At 71.1% G+C, this 18,663-nt stretch carries 21 protein-coding genes; 9 read left to right on the forward strand and 12 right to left on the reverse strand.

Features of this window, described 5'->3' with window-relative positions:
- Together ACT3SQ_RS05085 and ACT3SQ_RS05090 are read right to left on the reverse strand one after the other, a co-directional pair.
- Entirely contained in the window at positions 1 to 1,710 is a 1,710-nt protein-coding gene (locus ACT3SQ_RS05085; protein WP_441444864.1) for a SulP family inorganic anion transporter, read from the reverse strand.
- A complete protein-coding gene (locus tag ACT3SQ_RS05090; RefSeq protein WP_441444863.1) occupies positions 1,707 to 2,075 on the reverse strand; it encodes an ArsR/SmtB family transcription factor in 369 nt (122 codons plus the stop codon). The genes ACT3SQ_RS05085 and ACT3SQ_RS05090 overlap by 4 nt, the downstream gene beginning before the upstream one ends.
- 72 nt (positions 2,076 to 2,147) lie before the next feature.
- Here ACT3SQ_RS05090 and ACT3SQ_RS05095 point away from each other — a divergent pair, with 72 nt between their 5' ends.
- Positions 2,148 to 3,221: an erythromycin esterase family protein gene (locus ACT3SQ_RS05095; RefSeq protein ID WP_441444862.1), complete on the forward strand. Its 1,074-nt coding sequence runs from the start codon at positions 2,148 to 2,150 to the stop codon at positions 3,219 to 3,221.
- A 40-nt stretch (positions 3,222 to 3,261) separates the two neighbouring features.
- On the opposite strand, the gene ACT3SQ_RS05100 is transcribed toward ACT3SQ_RS05095, so the two are convergent.
- The 3 genes from ACT3SQ_RS05100 to ACT3SQ_RS05110 form a co-directional block, all read right to left on the reverse strand.
- Positions 3,262 to 3,750 (reverse strand): DUF4383 domain-containing protein, encoded by a 489-nt coding sequence (locus ACT3SQ_RS05100; RefSeq protein ID WP_444592151.1) that lies wholly within the window; start codon positions 3,748 to 3,750, stop codon positions 3,262 to 3,264.
- Positions 3,751 to 3,979: 229 nt separating this feature from the next.
- A complete protein-coding gene (locus ACT3SQ_RS05105; RefSeq protein ID WP_441444859.1) occupies positions 3,980 to 4,438 on the reverse strand; it encodes a GNAT family N-acetyltransferase in 459 nt (152 codons plus the stop codon).
- Complete coding sequence (locus tag ACT3SQ_RS05110) at positions 4,435 to 5,331, reverse strand: ornithine cyclodeaminase (protein WP_441444858.1); 897 nt, start codon at positions 5,329 to 5,331, stop codon at positions 4,435 to 4,437. The genes ACT3SQ_RS05105 and ACT3SQ_RS05110 overlap by 4 nt, the downstream gene beginning before the upstream one ends.
- A 454-nt stretch (positions 5,332 to 5,785) precedes the next feature.
- On the opposite strand from ACT3SQ_RS05110, the gene ACT3SQ_RS05115 reads away from it, so the two are divergent.
- Entirely contained in the window at positions 5,786 to 5,947 is a 162-nt protein-coding gene (locus tag ACT3SQ_RS05115; protein ID WP_441444857.1) for a hypothetical protein, read from the forward strand.
- A 21-nt stretch (positions 5,948 to 5,968) separates the two neighbouring features.
- Here ACT3SQ_RS05115 and ACT3SQ_RS05120 read toward each other — a convergent pair whose 3' ends face one another.
- A complete protein-coding gene (locus tag ACT3SQ_RS05120) occupies positions 5,969 to 6,457 on the reverse strand; it encodes a DUF2087 domain-containing protein (protein WP_441444856.1) in 489 nt (162 codons plus the stop codon).
- Between the two features lie 157 nt (positions 6,458 to 6,614).
- Between ACT3SQ_RS05120 and ACT3SQ_RS05125 the strand changes: the two genes are divergently transcribed.
- The 4 genes from ACT3SQ_RS05125 to ACT3SQ_RS05140 all read left to right on the forward strand — a co-directional run bounded on the left by ACT3SQ_RS05125 (position 6,615) and on the right by ACT3SQ_RS05140 (position 10,089).
- Entirely contained in the window at positions 6,615 to 7,925 is a 1,311-nt protein-coding gene (locus ACT3SQ_RS05125; RefSeq protein WP_444600890.1) for a thermonuclease family protein, read from the forward strand.
- A 75-nt stretch (positions 7,926 to 8,000) separates the two neighbouring features.
- Positions 8,001 to 9,026 (forward strand): aldo/keto reductase, encoded by a 1,026-nt coding sequence (locus tag ACT3SQ_RS05130; RefSeq protein ID WP_441444854.1) that lies wholly within the window; start codon positions 8,001 to 8,003, stop codon positions 9,024 to 9,026.
- Positions 9,027 to 9,170: 144 nt separating this feature from the next.
- Positions 9,171 to 9,656 carry a MarR family winged helix-turn-helix transcriptional regulator gene (locus tag ACT3SQ_RS05135; protein WP_441444853.1) on the forward strand — a complete coding sequence of 162 codons (486 nt, stop codon included), beginning with the start codon at positions 9,171 to 9,173 and terminating at the stop codon, positions 9,654 to 9,656.
- 10 nt (positions 9,657 to 9,666) lie between these two features.
- Positions 9,667 to 10,089 (forward strand): organic hydroperoxide resistance protein, encoded by a 423-nt coding sequence (locus ACT3SQ_RS05140; protein ID WP_441444852.1) that lies wholly within the window; start codon positions 9,667 to 9,669, stop codon positions 10,087 to 10,089.
- 18 nt (positions 10,090 to 10,107) lie between these two features.
- Here the strand turns inward: ACT3SQ_RS05140 and ACT3SQ_RS05145 are convergent, their stop codons facing one another.
- The 3 genes from ACT3SQ_RS05145 to ACT3SQ_RS05155 are packed head-to-tail and all read right to left on the reverse strand — an operon-like array spanning position 10,108 to position 12,732.
- A complete protein-coding gene (locus tag ACT3SQ_RS05145; protein WP_444592152.1) occupies positions 10,108 to 10,638 on the reverse strand; it encodes a hypothetical protein in 531 nt (176 codons plus the stop codon).
- Positions 10,635 to 11,393 (reverse strand): glycosyltransferase family 2 protein, encoded by a 759-nt coding sequence (locus ACT3SQ_RS05150; protein ID WP_444592153.1) that lies wholly within the window; start codon positions 11,391 to 11,393, stop codon positions 10,635 to 10,637. Before ACT3SQ_RS05150 ends, ACT3SQ_RS05145 begins: the two co-directional genes overlap by 4 nt.
- 37 nt (positions 11,394 to 11,430) lie before the next feature.
- The gene (locus ACT3SQ_RS05155) at positions 11,431 to 12,732 is read right to left on the reverse strand and encodes a hypothetical protein (RefSeq protein ID WP_444592154.1); all 1,302 of its coding nucleotides are present in this window, start codon (positions 12,730 to 12,732) and stop codon (positions 11,431 to 11,433) included.
- A 414-nt stretch (positions 12,733 to 13,146) separates the two neighbouring features.
- On the opposite strand from ACT3SQ_RS05155, the gene ACT3SQ_RS05160 reads away from it, so the two are divergent.
- Both ACT3SQ_RS05160 and ACT3SQ_RS05165 read left to right on the forward strand, forming a co-directional pair.
- A complete protein-coding gene (locus ACT3SQ_RS05160; RefSeq protein ID WP_441444848.1) occupies positions 13,147 to 13,323 on the forward strand; it encodes a hypothetical protein in 177 nt (58 codons plus the stop codon).
- A 29-nt stretch (positions 13,324 to 13,352) separates the two neighbouring features.
- The gene (locus ACT3SQ_RS05165) at positions 13,353 to 14,648 is read left to right on the forward strand and encodes a mannose-1-phosphate guanylyltransferase (protein WP_444592155.1); all 1,296 of its coding nucleotides are present in this window, start codon (positions 13,353 to 13,355) and stop codon (positions 14,646 to 14,648) included.
- A gap of 109 nt (positions 14,649 to 14,757) precedes the next feature.
- On the opposite strand, the gene ACT3SQ_RS05170 is transcribed toward ACT3SQ_RS05165, so the two are convergent.
- Positions 14,758 to 15,480, reverse strand: a complete 723-nt coding sequence (locus ACT3SQ_RS05170; RefSeq protein WP_444592156.1) for a response regulator transcription factor — start codon at positions 15,478 to 15,480, stop codon at positions 14,758 to 14,760.
- The gene (locus ACT3SQ_RS05175; RefSeq protein ID WP_444600891.1) at positions 15,465 to 16,748 is read right to left on the reverse strand and encodes a sensor histidine kinase; all 1,284 of its coding nucleotides are present in this window, start codon (positions 16,746 to 16,748) and stop codon (positions 15,465 to 15,467) included. The genes ACT3SQ_RS05170 and ACT3SQ_RS05175 overlap by 16 nt, the downstream gene beginning before the upstream one ends.
- Positions 16,749 to 16,889: 141 nt before the next feature.
- On the opposite strand from ACT3SQ_RS05175, the gene ACT3SQ_RS05180 reads away from it, so the two are divergent.
- Complete coding sequence (locus ACT3SQ_RS05180) at positions 16,890 to 17,945, forward strand: lysostaphin resistance A-like protein (RefSeq protein WP_444600892.1); 1,056 nt, start codon at positions 16,890 to 16,892, stop codon at positions 17,943 to 17,945.
- A gap of 26 nt (positions 17,946 to 17,971) precedes the next feature.
- Here the strand turns inward: ACT3SQ_RS05180 and ACT3SQ_RS05185 are convergent, their stop codons facing one another.
- Positions 17,972 to 18,658: an NADPH-dependent F420 reductase gene (locus ACT3SQ_RS05185; RefSeq protein WP_442332849.1), complete on the reverse strand. Its 687-nt coding sequence runs from the start codon at positions 18,656 to 18,658 to the stop codon at positions 17,972 to 17,974.
- Between the last annotated feature and the right edge of the window lie 5 nt (positions 18,659 to 18,663).

The following is an 18,663-nucleotide window of genomic DNA, read 5'->3' on the forward strand; positions in this document are numbered from 1 at the left end:
TCAGGATCCCGCGACGGCGGACGGCGGCTGCGCGGCGCGCGCCCGCTCCACGTGCGATCTCGCGTGCTCGAGCGCGCTGTCGAAGTCCACGAACAGGTGCTTGTGGTGGCGCAGTGCCGCGAGCACTCCGACCTGGCGGAACAGGGAGCTGTGGCTGTCCTGCACCCCCTTGATCAGCACCGTGATGCCGCGCCGCTCGAGCCCGCGCACGAGCTCTGCCAGCACCTGGGCGCCGGAGGCGTCGACCCGCTCGAGGCGGGCCAGCCGCAGGATCACCACGGTCACCTCGCCCACTCCCATGACCGTCTCGAAGACCCGCTCGGAAGAGACGAAGAACAGCGGTCCCTGGAAGCGGACTGCGACGATCGAGGTGTCGAGCTCGCTGGGCTGCTCTGCGCGGATCGGTTCGAGCGTCACGCCGGTCGAGCGGGAGGCGGCGCGCAGGGCGACGACCGCTGCGAGCGTCACGCCGATCAGCACCGCGACGATCAGGTCGAAGGACACGGTGATCAATGCGGTGATCGCGAAGATCCAGGCATCGGAGCGGGTGGAGGTCATGATTGCCCGCACCGTGGCCAGGCGCACCATCCGGATCGCGGTCATGAACAGCACCCCGGCCAGGGCCGCCAGCGGGATCATCCCCACCGGTCCGGCCGCGACGTACACCACCGCGAGCAGCACCAGCGCGTGCACGATCGAGGCTGCGCGGGTGCGGGCCCCGGCGCGGATCGACACCGAGGTGCGGGCGATCGCGCCGGTCGCGGGCATGCCGCCGAACAGGGACGCGCCGATCGAGGCGATCCCCTGTCCCACCAGCTCGCGGTCGGGGTCGAAGGCGCCGGTGTCCGCCATGGAGCCGGCCACCCGCGCGGAGAGCAGCGACTCGATCGCAGCGAGCGCCGCGACGGTGGCGGCGGCCGGCAGCAGCACGCCCAGCAGCTCGGGATCGATGCGCGGCAGCGAGGGGGCGGGCAGGCTCGCGGGGATCGCGCCGATCGTGGCCAGCGGACCGGGGATCAGCACGGCCAGCAGTGCGACGACGGCGATCCCGATGAGGGAGCCGGGGATCGAGGGATGGATCCGGGGCGCGATCACCATGCAGGCCGCCACGATCGCCACCGCCCCCAGTGCCCACAGCAGGTAGGCGGGGTCCGCGGCGATGAGGGACTGCGCGGCGGCGACCAGGGCGTTCGAGCTGTGCTCGCCCGGCGCGGCCGGATCCGCGGAGGTGATCAGCGGGATCTGCTGCATGAAGATGATGCAGGCGATGCCGAGTGTGAACCCCTCGATCACCGGCCACGGGATGATCGAGACGACCTTCCCCAGGCGCAGCAGTCCGGTGACCGTGACGATCAGCCCGGCCAGCAGGGTCACGGCCGCGATCGCGCCCACGCCGTAGTTGGCGACGATCGGGACCAGGACCACCACCATGGCCCCCGTCGGCCCTGAGACCTGCACGTTCGAGCCGCCGAACACGGCGGCGAGCAGTCCGGCGACGATCGCGGTGATGAGCCCCTGCTCCGCGGTGAGGCCGGAGCTGACGCCGAAGCCGAGCGCGAGCGGCAGCGCGACGATGCCGACGGTCACGCCCGCGAGCAGGTCCTTCCGCCAGGTCTTCGGCAGCAGGCGGTAGTCCTCGCGGGCGGGCCACAGGCCGCGGGAGCGCACCAATGCCGTGCGCAGACGCGCGGAGAGGGCGGGGGCGGTCATCGCTGTGCCGCCTTGATCTCGGGCAGGCTCTGGGCGGCATCCAGCCGTGCACGGTCCTCGCTGAGCATGTTCAGCAGGAGGGCGCGGGCCACCGCCAGCAGCTCGCGGATGCGCGGATCGGCCAGGCGGTAGTAGACGTGGCTCGCGCGACGCTCGGAGGTCACCAGGTGGTGGCGACGCAGCACGGCCAGATGCTGGGAGAGGTGGGAGGCCTCGAGCTCGGTCTCGGCCTGGAGCGCGGCGACGCTGACTTCGTCGGCGTCGGCGAGCAGCTCGAGCAGGCGGATGCGGAACGGGTGGGAGAGCCCCTTGAACAGGTTGGCCTTGACCTCGTAGAGGGGACGCTGGCTCTGAGATAGTGGCATGATGAAATCATCATATCGCGGGGGAGTGCGGGTCGCACGCGATGGTGACCAACGTGATGGAAAGCTGTCCGTATGAGCGCCTCCCTCGTCAGCAGACTCCTCTCGGGCCTCGCGGAGGACGCGGTGCTGGGGCTGGGGGAGCCCACGCACGGAACCGCTGAGGCGTTCGCCCTGAAGTTCGAGATGATCCACAAGCTGGCCCGGACGGGCAGCCTCGCGATGCTCGCATTCGAGGAGTCCTTCACGGTAGGCCTGCAGGTCGATGCCGCGCTGCGCGGAGGGGGAGACCTCGACGCCGCCTGGGACCTGGGCAGCTCGCTCTGGAACACCACGACCATCCGGGATGGCCTGCGCACCCTGCAGCAGATCATCGCGACCCTCCCCACAGCGGGGCGACCCCGGTTCCTCGGGGTCGACATCTCCAAGCCCTATCGCACCGCTCGCGCGCTGCTCGAGAGGGGTGCACAGGCGCCGGCGCTGCGCGCGGTCGCTGCTCGCGATGCGCTCACGGCCGACGGGGTGAGCGCGCTGGTGCAGGTGTGCCGCACGCTCGAGGCCGACGGAGATCCGCAGACGGCGGCGCTCGCGCAGAATCTCCGCCGTCACGCCGACGCGTACCTGCTCGCGCCGGACCTCACCCGGCTGCACCGCCGCGAGGCCCACATGGCCGACACCCTGCTCGAGAACCTGCCCCGCCACGGGATCACCGTGCTCTGGGCGCACAACGAGCACCTCGCCCGGAACCCCGAGGGCTGGGGCGGACCGACGATGGGGCACCTGATCGACCAGGCGCTCGGGGAGCGGTACGTGCCAGTGGGGATGCTGTGCGGCGAGGGTGAATGCCGGGCTGTGGACCCTTCGACCGGCAGAGACGACTACGCGGCGGTGCCGCTGCCGCCGGTCCACGCGGACACCACCGACCGCGCGCTCGCCGAGCTCGGCCGAGCCGTCGTGACCAGCGAGGAGTTCGTGCACCCCGGCCCCCGCCGGTTCATCGGCTGGCAGGTGGACACGTCCCTGTTCACTGACTCACGGGCCGTGCGGGACACCTTCGAGGTGCGCAGAGCCTCCACCGATTTCTCGGCGCTCATCCACCTGCCAGGCAGCACGGCGGATGCCACGGCGACGCGCGCCGTGCTGCGGTAGGGGCGTCGGAGCACGCGCGTCGTCGGCCCATGGCCGACGTTCAGGAGCGGTGGTCGGCCTTCGCTGTGGCGGGCGTGACGTCGCCGGAGAGGAACGAGAGCCCGATCATGACGATCGCCAGGACGAAGTACGCCCAGGTGTCGACGAGGTTCAGCGGCAGGAAGTTCGAGTACGAGTTCGGGTCGACGAGCAGGCCGAAGAGCCACAGCACTGCGGCGAGGCCGCCGCCGATGCGCAGGATCCGGCGCGCCGAGTACGGAAACCTCGACTGCGCGATGGCGACGGCGCCGAAGAGCAGGTGGACGAGGTTGTGCAACGCGGACACCTGGAAGATGCCCAGCACCATCGCCTCGGAGCCGTAGCCCATCTCGATGTTGTTGTAGTTCGACGTCAAGCCGGGGAAGAATCCTGCGAAGCCGATCGCGAGGAAGAACATCCCGCAGATGATCGCGGCCCACCTCACGGGTGCGCGCGCGGGGTCGTCGTCCGCGCGGGTCAGGGGTGGGTGGACGGGGCCGTCGATGAACATGTCTGTCCCTCCGTTCGTGTGCTCCGTGCAGGAGCTCCGACGGGTCGGCCGGGGCGGTGCTCGCACCGACCGCACGGCTGGGAAGCGGGTGATCCGCTCGACGCTGTGGATTTCAGAGTACGCCCGTGTCGAACGGCGTGGAAGGGGCCGACGGGACGAAGGGCAACGGGACGGAGGGGTGACGGGACGGAGAGGCGATGGCGCCGCGCGGCGGGAGGCGCGGCGCGCGTCAGCTCAGGTCCTTCTCCATCCATTCGTCGGTCTCCGTGGCGGTGCGGCGCACGCCCTCGTCGTCCATGTAGTCGTAGGTCGTGGTGACGAGCTCGCCGAGCCCGCGATAACCGAGCCGCTCGTAGAGCCGGCGGGCGTCGGGGTTGTCCGTGCCGACGCCGAGGCGGAGCCGCCCGGCTGGCTCAGCGAGCTGCTCGGCCTCGCGCATCAGCGCCGCGCCGATGCCCCGGCCGCGGTGCGACTCCAGGACGCCGACGTTGCAGGCCTCGGGGATCTCGTCGTGGACCAGCTGCGCCACCCCGACCGGGTCCTCGCCGTCGACCGCGACCAGGAGGGTGCTGCGACCCGCGCGCATGCTCTCCAGCCAGGCCGGAGCGGCGGAACCCCAGCCCGGCTTCGCTACGGACATCGCCTCGACCAGCTCCTCCGTGAGCGGGCGGATGCTCAGTGCATTCATGCGCCGGCCGCCTGGGCGACGACGTCGGCGAGCACCACGTCGCCGAGGCCCGAGCCCAGGTTCTGCACGACGAGCAGTCCCTCGGGCCGACCACTGCGCAGCAGATCGCCGGTGGCACCGGTCGCGTGCGGGTAGTCCGCTCCGTGCTTGAGCGGGCGCAGTGCCTCGAACTGCGCCGGATCGTCCGCGACCACGGTGCCCGTGCGGGAGATCTCCGCGCCCGCCACCGAGGCGTAGTCCACGGGGAGCAGGGTGGTGTCGGGGGCGACCTCGCCGGGGGCGAGCGCGGTGCCCGTCAGCCCGATCGGCAGCCCGCTGATCACGACGCCCGCCCCGTCCAGGGCGGCAGCGCGGTCGGTGGTGGTGCGCAGCTCGAGGTCCGGGGTGTGCTGGGCGCACCAGGCGGTGAGCTCCTCGAGGGCCTCCGGGCGACGTCCCCAGACCGTGAGCGGGCCGCGACCGAGCGCCTCGATGACCCGGGCATGGGAGCGGGCCTGGACGCCGGTGCCGACGAAGGTGATCGGCCGCCCGTCCAGGGCGAGCGAGGCACCGGTGACCGCGGCGGTGCGCAGGGCCGTCAGCTCGGCGGCATCCAACGTGGCGCGGGTGGTGCCGTCGGCCCCGGAGAGCACCATCAGGCCACCGATCATGTCCTTGCCGCGGGCACGGTTCGAGGGCGTGACCACCACCCACTTCATTCCCAGCAGTCCGCGCTCCGGCCAGGCCGCGGGCATCGCGTTCGCGAACCCACCCTGCTCATGGATCACCTGGGACTTCGGAGTCACTGAGGCGGAGCCATCGGCCAGGGCGAGGAGCGTCTCGCGCATCAGCTCGACCGCACGCGCAGGGGAGGGGAGGAGATCACGGACCTGGTCATCGCTGAGATGGGGCATCCGTCGACCGTATCGCGCACGCCCGCAGCGCGCAGTGGGACACCGAGATGCGAGCTCGGGGAGCGGCCCGGGCGCCTACAGTATTCGCATGACGAATCGATGGGGGAACGACGATCACGGACCGGGTGGGGACCCGTCCTGGCTGGGTGGAGGGGACCGCAGCGGCGGTGGAACACCGGGCGGAGGGCGAGACTCCGGAGGTTTCTCTTCCGACTTCTCCTCCGACGTCCCGCAGAACCCCCGGGGCGCTCGGGACTCCTGGCCCGCAGCGGAGCCGGACCCCCACGGAAGAGACGGCGCGCAGGATGCGGAGTCGATGGCGCCTCGTTTCGGAGATGCCACCGGAGATGCTGCGAACTCGGAAGGCCGCGGTCAGAACTCTCCCTGGACATCGAGCTTCACCGGGACGTCGAGCGAAGGGAGTACCCGGGGCACTCGCGGAACGATCAGCCGGGTGATCGCGATGCTCGTCCCCTTCATCGGCGTAGCGGTTTTCGCGATCATCGCCATGAGGGCCATGGGCTACAACATCAGCATGCTGTGGGTCGTCGTGCTCTTCGGCCTGCCGGTGATCAGAAGAGTGATCCACCTGCTCAAGAAGAACCTCGGCGGCTGACCCGCGGGGCACGACCAGCGGTCACTCGGCGGTGAGACGGTAGGCAGCACCGTCGGCGGAACGGGTCAGCACTCCCGCATCTACCGCATCCCGCCGCACCAGGGCGACATCCGCGGCGAACATTGCGATCGCGGCGTTCAATTCACCCTCGGTGAGGGTGCGCTCCGACCCGACGCGCTCGAACACGATCTGCGCGATCCGGCTGCTCACCGCGCGTGATTCCTCGGTCTTCACCGGGATCCCCTCCAGCCTGCCTGCCGCGAGGATCGCCTCGTCGGAACGCATCACGCCGAGCGCCTCGGTGATCTCGCGCAGGGTCGCCACATCGGCCTCGCCGTCGCTCGCGAGCCAGCCGAGCCGGGAGAGCGGCCCACGCACCGCAGGATCCTCCGAAGGTCCATCGCCCGCCAGCAGCTGGGCGAGACCGCGGCGCAGCTTCGGGGTCGAGAGCATTGCGAACAGCATCCGGGCGTGACCAAGTGGGATGGCGAGATCGTGCGAGGTGGGCATCGTGGAGCTGCTTCCTGTGGGGAGGGGCGGCGGACAGCTTGCCATGTCACGAGTGTGAGGTCGGGTACTTACGGCCGGCACGTGTCCCAGAGTCAGCCACCTGGGGGATGCTCACGGGAGGAGTTGTCAGGTGAGCTAAGGAGCGTCACAGGTGGTCATGGGCATGCACAGCGGTGCGCCGCTGAGTCCGGTCAGGGGTGTCCGCTGGTGGGCGGTCAGGGGTGCGGCCCTCATCGGCATCGTTCTCGTCGGCGCGACGGCGTTCGCTGCGTTCGGCGGGGACGGCGACCGTCGGGGTGAGGTGGTGCGGGTGATCGATGGCGACACCCTCGTGGCGCTCATCGATGGCGAGGAGACCACCGTTCGGCTGCTCAACGTGGACACCCCCGAGACCAAGCACCCGGACGAAGAGGTCCAGTGCCTCGGGCCCGAGGCGACAGCGTTTCTTACCGAGCGGCTGCCCGCTGGAACGGAGATCGAACTCGAGTACGACGAGGAGCGCCTGGACCGCTATGACCGCACTCTGGCCACGGTCTATGAATCGGAATCGCTGATCAACGCGGAGATCGCTGCGGCAGGGCTGGGAGTGCCGGTCTACTTCGCCCCGAATGATCGCTTCCTGCCCGAGGTGGAGAAGGCATCGCTGGAGGCACGCGAGAGTCAGGTGGGTCTGTTCTCGGCGGAGATCGAGTGCACCCTTCCCTCGCAGCTTCAGGCCCAGGGCGCCGCTGTGGATCAGGTGCCGACGACGGTGGAGGGCGACCCGGGCGATGCGCTCGCCGGCGCGACGAGCGTGCTCGAGGAGCTGGATGTCTTCATCGCAGGCCTCGACGTCGGCGGTCTGCCCGGCCTGGGCAATGCGGTGTTGGCCGGACCGCTGCTCGAGTCGTATCTCCAGGATCTGCGTGAGGACGCAGGCGGTCTGCGCGAGCAGGCGGAGTCCGCACACACCACTCTCGATGAGCTGAAGATCGCCTACGACGAGGAGCAGGAGCGGATCGAGCAGGAGCGCCTCGAGGAGGAGCGTCGCAAGGAGGAGGAGCGCCTCGAGCAGGAGCGCCTGGAACGCGAGGAGCAGGAGCGTCTGGAACGGGAGGAACAGGAGCGCAAGGAGCGCGAGGAGCGGGAGAAGCCGAAGCGGCCCGTCGCCTCCACGACCGCGCAGCAGCCTGCCGGGAAGAGCTCGAACTCCGGGTCGAAGAGCTCGAGCTCCGGGTCGAAGAGCTCCTCGTCCGGAGGGTCCAGCTCGGGCGGTGGTTCCGGCAGCGGCTCGGGCAGCTCTGGGTCCTCTGGCGGCTCGTCCTCCGAAGGGAAGTCCTCGGGCCGGGGCGGCTCGAACGGATCTGGATCCCCGTCGAGCTCGAGCTGCGTCCCGTACGGGCCCGAGATCCCGCACGCCGACGCCGGCGGGTACACGGGTAAGCGATACGGCATGCCCGGAGGGAAGACCTTCCGGAAGTGCAGCTGACCGCTTCGCGGCTGATGCGAGGATGGGCCCGCCGGGCAGTCGCGGCCCGGATGCACCCAGCAGGAGGAGCACGCCATGGAGTATGTGAAGCTCGGCAGCGCTGGTCTGGACGTCTCGCGCCTCTGTCTGGGCGCGATGGGCTTCGGGGACCCCGAGAGTTGGATCCACCAGTGGGTGCTCGAGGAAGATGCGGCCCGCCCCGTCATCAGGCACGCCCTCGACGTCGGCATCAACTTCTTCGACACCGCGAACGTCTACTCGATCGGCCGCAGCGAGGAGATCCTCGGCAGGGCGCTGGTGGACTATGCGAAGCGGGACGAGATCGTGCTTGCCACCAAGGTGCACGGGCGGATGCACGACGGGCCCAACGGCGCCGGTCTCTCCCGCAAGGCGATCCTCGCCGAGGTAGAGGCCAGCCTGCGGCGGCTCGGCACCGACTACATCGACCTCTACATCATCCACCGCTGGGACTACACGGTCCCGATCGAGGAGACGATGCGCGCCCTGGACGATGTGGTGCGCTCGGGCAAGGTCCGCTACATCGGCGCCTCGGCGATGTTCTCCTGGCAGTTCCTGCAGGCGCAGCACGTGGCCGAGGTGAACGGGTGGACGAAATTCATCTCGATGCAGAACCACTACAACCTCCTCTACCGCGAGGAGGAGCGGGAGATGATGCCGCTGCTGCGGGAGCTGGGCGTCGCCTCCACCCCGTACAGCCCGCTCGCCGCCGGGCGCCTCACCCGCGACTGGAACGCGGACACCGAACGCGCCCGCACCGACGCCACCGCGCAGACGAAGTACGACTCGACAGAGGACACGGACCGCGCGATCGTCGAGCACGTCGCGCGGATCGCCGAGGACCGCGGCGTCGAGCGCGTGCATGTGGCACTGGCCTGGCTGCTCGCGAAGGATCCGGTGGTCTCCCCGATCATCGGCGCCACGAAGATCAGCCATCTCGATAGTGCTCTCGGCGGGCTCGACCTCGAGCTCACGGTCGACGAGATCGCTGCGCTCGAGGCGCCGTACGTCCCCCACCAGGTCTCGGGTGCGCTGGCGCCGAGCGAGAGCGTCCCGGGACGGCCCCCGGGCTCTCGCCGCTGACCCGCTCCACCGGGGGCCGAGCGCCGCGCGGGCCGGCGGCGCCGTGCCCGGGTGGCGCCGCCTACGGTGGCGCGGTGGCGCGGCGGTGGCCACAGTCGCGCCTAAAAGGTTGTGCGCAATTTAATTGTGTGCAATTCTTTCCGCATGGCGACGACGGATGAGATGGTCTGCTTCTCCCTCTACGCGGCCCAGCGGGCCACGACCCAGGCGTATCGGGCCCTGCTCGAGCCTTGGGGGCTGACCTACGGCCAGTACCTGGTGCTCGTGGTGCTGTGGAGCGACGAGGAGAAGACCGTCTCGGCGCTGGGGGAGACCCTCCAGCTCGACTCCGGGACGCTCTCGCCGATGCTGCGCCGCATGGAGGCCGCCGGTCTCGTGCAGCGCACGCGCGGCGAGGTGGATCAGCGGGTGGTGCGCGTCGTGCTCACGGCTCGCGGCGGCGAGCTGCGCGATGAGCTCGCCCACGTCCCGGCGTGCATCGCCGAAGGCACCGGGCTCGGCAGCATCGCCGCGGCGCGAGAGCTGATCGACACCCTGCAGGCGCTCACCCGGACGATGCACACCGTCGCCGCCACCGAGCCCCCGGCGTCCCCGCCGGAGGAACCACCCGGCCCCGGCCGGAATCGATGAAGGAGATCCCATGAAGGCCCTCTATACCGCAGAATCCCTGTCCACCGGCTCCGGCCGCGACGGTCACGTCCGCACTGTGGACGGTGCGGTGGATCTCGACATGGCCACGCCGAAGGAGATGGGCGGCACCGGCGCGGGCGCGAATCCCGAGCAGCTGTTCGCCGCCGGCTACGCCGCCTGCTTCCACTCCGCGCTGACCCTGGTCGCACGCCAGAACAAGGCCGATGTCACCGACTCGACCGTCGGCGCACGGGTGCAGATCGGGCCGGACGAGAACGGAGGCTTCCAGCTGGCCGTCGAGCTCGAGGTGGTCATCCCGAACCTCGCGCACGAGCAGGCGCAGGAGCTCGCGGACGCCGCCCACCAGGTATGCCCCTACTCGAACGCCACCCGCGGCAACATCCAGGTGACCGTCACCGTCTCGGACGACTGAAGCGCGCCCCGGCGGCCGTCATGAATTCTCCGTGACGGCCGCGCGTCGGCCCCACAGCAGTGCGGCGACCATGGTCCCCGCGAACCCTGCCAGGAGATCGGTGAGGGTGTCCGCCGGGGCGACGTGGACGGTGGGGTCCACCCAGCGGTGGCCGGCCAGCTCCATCAGTTCCCACACCACCGCCAGCAGCGCCCCGGTGGTGATCACCCTCGCCGCCGGCGGCCGCGAACGGTGCAGCACGCGCGCCACCAGCACGGCCAGCAGGCCGGTGAGTGCTGCGTGCACGGGCAGGTCCCACCACGGAAGCCTCTCGTACAGCAGCAGGAACGAGCTGATCGCCGCGACCAGGCACGCCAGCGAGGTCGCGATCTCCCAGCGGATCGGCAAGCCCGACCGCCACGCCACCACCTGCGCGAGCGCGACCAGCATCGACACCGCCACCTCCACCCAATGGCCGGTGAGGGCGAAGCCGAGGGCCAGTGCCAACCCCGACCACCGCACCGGCAGCAGCGCCACCGATCGGGCGACGCCCGCTGCGCGGCCGCTCATCTGCCGGGCCGCGCCGCGGTGACGGTGAGGGACCCGCGACACCGTGCCACCCAGCGCTCCCACGGCCGCTCTCGACGCCAGTTGCGACGGAGGGTGAGCGCGGCCCGGCGCCAGCGCAGCAGCTGGCCGCGGTCCAGGGCCAGTGCCCGCGAGGACATGGTGACGCCGACCTCGCGCGAGAACTGCACCCTCTGGCCCGGCCGCACCTGGAACGAGAGGTCCATGTCGTCGTGCACCTCCGCGCTGCGCGAGGCCCCCTCCCGCGCCTGCTCCCACCAGGACCGCGGCATCGACATCGTGGTGCCGAACGCCGGGAAGTGACCCAGCGCCGCCGCCGTCAGCAGCAGATATCCGCCGACGTAGACGGCAGAGACGAGCCCCGCCCACGGCCGAGGAAGGCGGAACAGGCCCGGCCCGGTGACGATCACCGTGCCGGGGGCCGCGGCGGTGTGCTCCCGCCGGTGCGCGGCGAGCCATCCCGGCGGGGGCCGACTGTCGGCATCGCAGCGGACGATCAGGTCACCGCGAGCGGCGTCGTACCCGAGCGCCGCCGCCCCGGCGATGCCCGGCACCGGGTGCGTCAGGACTATGCAGCCCGCGGAGCGGGCCACGGCGGCGCTGTTGTCACGGGAGCCGTTGTCCACCACGATGATCTCCAGCGGCGGCTCCGTCTGCTGGGCGAGGGCGCTCAGCAACCCGCGCAGCTCGCGCGCGTCGTCCCGCACGGGCACGACGACGGAACAGGTCGGTGTCATGGTCTCCACACCTGCAGACGTTATCCGCACCGAGGGATCAGCGCCGCCGCGCCCGGAGCAGGTGCCGCGTGGAGTGGGCGACGAAGGAGCCCTCGAGGCGGATGATCTCGTCCATCGCGAGCAGCTGCTCCCGGTAGCGGTCCACGTCGAAGTCCGGCACCCACCACACGCATTTCCGCAGGATCCACACCACGGCCCCCACATCGAAGAACTCCATCCGCAGGCGCGCGGTGCGCAGCACGGTGACCTCGAGTCCCGCGGCCTCCGCCGCGGCGGCCTCGTCCTCGGGGTGGCGGCCGCGGCGCTGAGCCTCGGTGGTGGGCCCGACGAAATGCTCGATCAGCGCGAAGGCGGAGCCCGGGCCGACATGCTGGGCCAGGTACTCGCCTCCCGGGGCGAGTACGCGGGCGATCTCCGGCCAGTCCGGGCGCACCGGGTGGCGGGAGGTGATCAGATCTGCGGTGCCATCGGGCAACGGGATCCGGGCGCCGGGCTCGGTCTCATGCACCTGCACCCCGCGCGGGCCCAGCAGTGCTAGGGCCTGCGCGGCATTCGGCGGCCAGGACTCGGTGACGTGCTGCTGAGCGGCGAGGCGCGGGCACTGCCCGAGCACCTCCCCGCCCCCTGTGTCGAGATCGATCGCGAGCTCGGCACCGGCCACCGCCTCGGCGAGCAGCCCGGCGTAGCCCCAGTCCGGACGCTCCTCCGCGGCGCGGCCGTCCAGCCAGCCGAAGCCCCAGCCGTCCACGTCTGCTGCGGTTGCCTCGGCGATCAGCTCGTCGACCGAACTCTGCCGGTCGGTTCGTGGCAGATGCGCAGTGAGCGTGGCACGGATCCGGTCCACGCTCTCGGCGAGCGGCACAGCGGCGGTATCGAGTACGACGTCGGCCGGGATCAGCGGCTTCTGCTGTGCCCATTCGGCATGTACGCGGCGCAGGAGACCCTCCTGCCGGGAGACCCCGCGGGTCGGGTCAGTCAAAGCCCTGGACAGTGCGGTCTCGACAGCACAGGTGAGAACCACCGTGAGCAGAGGCGTTCCCGCGGGAACGTTTCTGAGCACGAGATCGAACTCGCTGCGGCTGCTCACGGACTCGGCGATCACCAGGTCCAGGCCTGCGTCGAGCCACTGGGTGGTGACCGAGGCGAAGATGCGGTGGGCGTCGGCCCAGTCCGGGAGCGTCGGCCGCGCCATGTCCGCGATCTGGTCCAGCTCCACCAGCGCGAGCTGGTGCCCGTCGGCTCGCAGCGCCTTGGCGAGAGCCCGGGAGACGGCGCTCTTGCCCGCGGCGATCGGTCCGGCGATGAGGACGAGGAGCGTGCGGGACGGGGGTGTCGTCATCGGAGGCGGCCTTTCATCGGCGGGAGTGTGCCGCGAGCTTGCGGGGTGACCAGAGCAGGCGAGGCGCTGACAGTATGCCGCTCTGCTCCCGGGCCCTACGAGAGCGCCTGGTGAGCCGATGTCGATGCGACCGGCCCCGTGACAGGGCCGGCCGCATCGACCAGGGGGGGCGGTCAGTGCGCAGCTCGAGAGGTGGCGGCGGTCTCTCGGGATCGTGAACTCCTGCCCTCGAGAGCTCGCCTCCGAGCGCCCGTGGGCGCCGTGCACCGCACCGTCTCCGGGGCGGCTGCGAAGGCAGCTGCCGAGGCAGTTGCCCCGGATAGACTGCTGCCCCGGATAGACTGCGGGTTTCCATGCAGGCAGGACTGGGATGACGGAGGAAACAGTGCCCGACTGGGAATACGGGGTGGAGGCATGAGTGCCTTGACCGTGGTGCTGGTGGTCCTCGCGGCGGTGCTCGGCGTCGCCTGGGTCATCTCGATCTACATCACCAACGTCACCGCCAAGCCCGGAGGGATCCCTCCGTGGGTGATGTGGCTGGGGGCGGCCGCACTGGTGGTCGCCATCGTGGCGCTCGTGACCAGTCTGTGAGCCCGTCGGGGCCTGGATATGCTCGCCGCATGTCGCAGGCTCCTTTCGTTCCGATCATCCCGGCCGGCGGTGCCGGTACTCGGCTCTGGCCGCTCTCGCGCCGCGCTCGTCCCAAGTTCCTGCTCGACCTCACCGGCAGCGGGTCCTCGCTCCTGCAGCAGACCGTGCAGCGGCTCGTGCCGCTCGCCGACCGCTCGCCGATCGTGGTCACCGGCGCGGTTCATGTCTCTGCGGTGCAGGAGCAGGTGGGCATCCCCCGGGGGCGGCATGGCGTGCAAGGCGCGCGGCAGGGCGAGGCGCAGGACAAGGCGCAGAGCGGCGACCCGACGCACTCGGCACGGATCCTCGTCGAGCCGTCCCCACGCAACTCGATGCCGGCGATCGCGCTGGCTGCCGCGCTGGTGGAGCGCGAGGAGCCCGACGCGGTCATCGGGTCGTTCGCGGCGGATCATCTGATCACCGATCAGCAGGCCTTCTGCGAGGCGGTCACAGCGGCACGGCGTGCCGCCGAGCTCGGCTACCTGGTCACCCTCGGCATCCAGCCCACTCATGCGGCGACCGGTTTCGGATATATCGAGCAGGGCGGGGACGCCGGGCCCGTCGGCGGCACGGACGGTGGCGCCGCGGCCCTGCATGCGACCGGTGCTCGGCCGGTGTCCCGCTTCGTCGAGAAGCCCGACAGCGAGACCGCGGAGCAGTTCTTCACCGCGGGCACGTTCTTCTGGAATGCCGGCATGTTCGTGGTGCGCGCCCGGGTGCTGCTCGACGAGCTGGCCGCACAGATCCCTGGTCTCGCCGCCGGTGTGCGGGAGATCGCCGCAGTGCATGGCACGGCGGACTACGACCGGGTGCTCGCCGAGACCTGGCCGCGTCTGACCAGCATCGCGATCGATCACGCGCTCGCCGAGCCGCTCGCCGCCGCGGGCAAGGTGGCCGTGGTGCCCGCGACCTTCGGCTGGGATGACGTGGGCGATTTCGCGGCGCTCGCCCGGCAGCTGCGGGAGAACGGCCCCGGCTCAGGTGCTGCCACTGGCGGCGCGAGCGGTTCCGCCTCGGCCGACGGTCGGGTCCCCGTGCTGGGCGCTCGTGCGGTCGGCGCTGCAGACTCCGACGTCCGGGTGCTGGGGAGCCAGGCCGTCGCCGCGCTGTCCTCCACGGCGACGGTCTACGGATCCACGGACCGCCTCGTCGCGCTGGTCGGAGTGCAGGGGATCAGCATCGTCGACACCGAGGATGCCCTGCTCGTGATCGCCGACGACGACGCCCAGCGGCTCGCTGGACTGGTCGCCCAGCTGAGCGACCGCGGCCGCGACGACCTGCGCTGACGCGGGGCTGCCGCTGCGTCCGTGCTGCGTCGATGCTGCGTCGACGACGCGCTGATGCCGCAGCCACGGTCGTCTCTGACCTCTGATCTCCGACCCCAGCCGGCCCCCGTCAGCCACCCAGTTCGAGCACCCGGATCGCGAGCTGAACCCGGTTGGTGACCTGCAGCTTGTGATAGAGCCTGCCGAGGTGGGTCTTCACCGTGGCGACCGACATGAACAGGCTCTCTCCGACCTCCTGATTGGCGAGCCCACGGGCGACCAGCCGCGCCACCTCCCACTCACGCTCGGTGATGCCCGCAGGAGCGGGGGCGGTCTCGGTGCCGTCGGTCGTCCCGACCTCCGCGGCGGCGGAACCGCCAGTGCCGGAGGCGGCGAGCCGCACCAGGCGCGTGAGCACCTCGGGCGAGAAGCGCGGTCGATCGCCGGCGGCGTCGAGCACCGCCTGCACCACCTCCTCGGGCGGGGAATCCTTGAGCAGGAACGACACCGCACCGGCGCGCAGCGCCTCCAGCAGGAAGTTGTCGGTGTCGAAGGCGGTCAGCATCACCACCCTGGCCGCGCTGCCCTCGGTGCGGAGAACCTGCAGGGCCTCGAGCCCGGTCATGCGGGGCATGCGGATATCCATCAGCACCACATCGGGGGCCAGGGAGCGGATCTGCTCGAGGGCTGACTCGCCATCGGTCGCCTCCCCGACCACCACGATGCCGTGCGCACCGTCGATCATCAGCCGCAGGCCGGCGCGCATCAGCGCCTCATCGTCCACCAGCAGCACCCGCACCCCGCGCTCGACGGCATGATCCTGATCCTCGGCACTGTTCACCATGGCATCCATGCTTCCACCTCGAAGATCCCGTCGCTCGCGCCGTACCGCGCCTCGCCGCCCAGCAGGCGTGCCCGCTCCTGCACCCCGAGCAGCCCGTGACCGGTCGACGTCGCCGCCGTCACCGGCGCGGAGGGCAGCGGGTTCCGGGCCCGCAGCACCACCCGCTGGTCACAGCGGAGGAGTTCCACCTGCAGCGGGGTGCCCGGAGCATGTTTGGCGGCGTTCACGGTGACCTCGCCGAGGATCCGGGCCAGCGCCACCACCGTGCTGCGGTCGCTGGTGAGGAGATCCTCCGCAGTCAGGCCCTCCCAGCGCAGCGCGACCTCCTGCCCCTCCTCCCGGCATCGTTCGACGATGCCCTCCAGGGTCGGAGCGGTGGCGAGCGGCTGATCACCCTCGGTGCTGCGCAGCCCCGTCAGCACCGTGCGCAGCTCCCGGTTCGCCTGCTGCGCGGCGTCCCTCACCGTCCCCGCGGAACGGCGCAGCGCCTCCGGGGAGAGGTCCTCGCGGTAGGCCATGGCGCCGGCATGCATGGCGATCGTGGCCAGGTGGTGGGAGATGCTGTCATGCATGTCGCGGGCCAGCGCCGCCCGCTCCTCGGCGCGCACCCGGGCGACGTCGGCCTCCCGCTCCCGCACCTGGGCGGTGGCCTCCCGCTCGGCGGCGGCGCGCTCCCGCTGGGCGGTCTCCCGCTCCCGCTCCGCCGAGGCCGCCCGTTCCTGCCAAGAGGTCAGGAGCTCGTGGCGCGTTCCCACCACGTGGCCGATCAGCAGCGGGATCAGCGCGAGCACCACCATCACCCCCACCGCGGAGAGCACGAGGACATCCGGCTCATCGCCTCGGAGCCGGGCATCGAGGCTCAGCGTCGCCAGCGAGGTGCCCGCGACCAGCAGGACCGCCCCGACATCGAGCACCGTGCGGCGTCGCAGCCCGATCCGGTACAGGGCCAGCGCCGCGGCCGGCATCGACCACACGCTGAGCCCGACAGAAGCGGCCAGCAGCAGATGGGCCGCGCTGTGCAGCCGCCCCGGCCGCAGGAAACGCAGCGGCCCGATCGCCAGGGTCGCCACGATCCCCACCAGCGCATCGACGGCGTACAGCGCCACCAGGCCGCCGGGAGGCTGGTCGGAGAACTCCATCAGCAGTGACCCGAAGCTGATCAGGAACAGCAGCAGTCCCAGCGCCGTGCCGACGAGGCTCTGCACCACCGCGATCGCCCACTGGTGCGGGCTGCGCACCGAGGGTGCGGCCGAGGGGTGCAGGACGGGGAGGGTCATGGAGCCAGCGTAGAGAGCGGGAGGCGGCTGACGGATCGTCCGCGCGGCTGATGGCGTGGCCGGCAGGGTCGGTCGATCGGTCAGGGCGGCCCCGACGCGGGGCGGATGCGGAGCGGCCGACGGGACAGACAGGATCGAGGCATGAACGAGCACGCTCTGCTTCCCCCGTCCCCGCCGTCCTCCCCTCCTGCTGCTGCCAGCGAGCTCCGCAGCACCGCGGGGCCGTTGCCGGCGATGGACACTCGCGTCTCCCACGGCACTGCCCCTGCGAGCCTTCAGATCTCCCAGCGCGGCTCCGGTGCGATCTCGCAGCCCTACCATCGCGCCGCTCGTGCGATCCCGCACCGCCGCTACTGGTGGCGTCCCCTGGTGACGATCGTGGTGGCCTTCGCGGCCTATGTCGTGATGAACCTCCAGCTGCTGGTGCCGCTGGTGATCGCGAGCGTGATCTGGCCGAACCTGGCGCCCAGCGCCACCCTGATGGATCCCCTGAACCCCGTCGAGCAGCTGATGGGCCTGGGCATGCTCGCACTGCTGGTCCCGGCGGTGCTGGTGGGAACCCTCGCCGGGTACGGTCGCGCCGGGATCGCGCTCTCGGTGACAGGACGGTTCCGCTGGGGCCTGCTGGGCCGCGCCGCGCTCGTGGTGGTGCCGGTGTACGTGCTGCTGAACCTGGTGCTGAACCTGATCCTGGAGCGCGAGGCGATCGTGATGCCGCCGCTCGAGGCGGGCGTGATCATCGCCTGGCTGCTGGCGCTCCTGCTCTCCCCGCTGCAGAGCGCGGGGGAGGAGTTCGCGTTCCGGGCCCTGCCGATGCAGCTCCTCGGCACCTGGCTGCGATGGCCGCTGATCGGGATCCTGGTCCCGGTGCCGCTGTTCATGCTGGGCCACGGCTACAACTGGCTGGGCCAGATCGACATCGCCGTCTTCGCGATCGTGATGGGGCTGCTGGCCTGGAAGACCGGAGGGCTGGAGATCCCGATCCTGCTGCACGCCGCCAACAACTGGACCCTGTTCGCGATCGCCCCGCTGATCCCCGGCTTCACCGAACAGGGGGAGGTCCGCCTGCTCGGCTTCGTGCTCGCGATGGCGCCGATGCTGCTGCTCTCGGCCGGGATCTGGTGGTGGTACTCCCGGCGCGAGGGCCTCGGGCTGTGGGAGCCGCAGCGCGGCAGCGTGCAGACCCTCGCGGCGTAGAACGTCGTGACTCGGAGCGTCTCAGCTCAGACCCGCTCTCCCAGGGCCGCCATGACTTCGCGCCCGTGCTCGGTCTGAGGGAAGCGGTCCACGATCTCCTGCAACGTCGCGGCGTCGCCGCTGCTGCCGAAGGCCTCGCTGAACGGCTGCAGGCGCACCCCTTCGGCGAGGGGGCCGATCAGCAGTGGATCGAAGCCCAGCTCCTCCACCAGCGCGCCCACGGTCTCGGCCTGCGGGGAGGGGCCCGCGATCGCGATCGCGGCCCGGGGTGCGGCACGGCCGGCGAGGTCCTCGAGATCGTGATAGCCCATGTGGTTGAAAGTCTTCACCACGGTCGCGCCGGGCAGCAGACCCTGCACGAACTCGCTCGTCGAGGCGCCGGGATGCGAGAACTCCTCGAGGATCCCGTCGGTCTCCCACCAGTAGTTCATGGCATCCACCACGAGCTTGCCCTGGAGGGCGTCGGCGGGGATCGAGGCGTGCTTCCCCAGTGGCAGCGCGAGGATCACCAGATCCGCGCGCTCGGCGGCTTCCCGGGTGGTCACGGCCTGGGCCCCGGGGGCGAGGACCTCGGTGATCAGCTCGATCTCGGCGGGATCACCGGAGCCCGAGATCAGCACCTCGTGTCCGGCGGCGAGGGCCAGGCGGGCCAGCACGGTGCCGACCTTGCCAGCGCCGAGGATGCCAAGGGTGCGGGGGAGGGAGGAGTTCATGCCCC

The sequence above is a fragment of the Brachybacterium sp. AOP42-C2-15 genome (assembly GCF_052377065.1).
Classification (GTDB): domain Bacteria; phylum Actinomycetota; class Actinomycetes; order Actinomycetales; family Dermabacteraceae; genus Brachybacterium.